The sequence below is a fragment of the Staphylococcus sp. GDY8P57P genome (assembly GCF_017892585.1).
In the GTDB taxonomy this organism is placed as follows: Bacteria; Bacillota; Bacilli; order Staphylococcales; family Staphylococcaceae; genus Staphylococcus; species Staphylococcus borealis.
On sequence record NZ_JAESLK010000099.1, the window covers coordinates 1 to 787 of the forward strand.

Sequence of the window (787 nt, forward strand, 5' to 3'; positions counted from 1 at the left end):
CATATCAACGCTCATAATGACACGTTCGTTTGTTGTAATATATGCCCCTTTAAATTGGCTTTGTTCGCCTACTTTATAAATAATTGTTCCTAATACACTTGGACCAACTTTTTCTGTAGGATATAATTCGTTTTCATCAATTTCATTTAATTTCATGTTCAATACCTCCATTTAATAACTACTTCTATTGTACGAAATAATGAGAGGTCGTAACAAATATTATGATTGCACATCTCTATATGCTTTTCTTCTAGATAATACAATTGTAACAACGAATGCGACAACAATTGCTATCGCCATACCGATAATATAGTTAAACCAACTACCTGGAGCTATAGAAATAAATCCTGGTAATCCCGCTGTACCGAGTGCAATAGCTTTTACTTTTGTTGCAGCTACATAACAAGAACCAACACCTGATCCTATAATCGCACCGATAAATGGATAACGTAATTTTAAGTTTATACCAAACATAGCTGGCTCTGTAATACCTAACAATGCAGAAATACCTGCTGNNAACGTTAGACATTGCTGCAATTGGGAATATAAATGATCCGCCTGTATTTGCTTTGTCTGCAATCAATGTTGTTTCAATAGCGATAAAGCTATGATGCATGCCAGTAATAACAATTGGTGCATATAATAATCCAAATAATAAACCACCGATTGCACCACCTGTTTCATATAACCAAGTTAAACCGTCAGATAAGAAAGTTCCTGCAGTTCGTGTAACTGGTCCAACGACTAAAAATGTAACAAATGCTGTAAAGAATAATGACAGTAATGG

The 787-nt window shown here is 34.6% G+C and carries 1 pseudogene; it reads right to left on the minus strand.

The annotated features are described in order from the left end of the window. Positions 1 to 219: 219 nt before the first annotated feature. Positions 220 to 787, minus strand: a pseudogene (locus KA878_RS13700) (PTS transporter subunit EIIC); the annotation flags it as partial.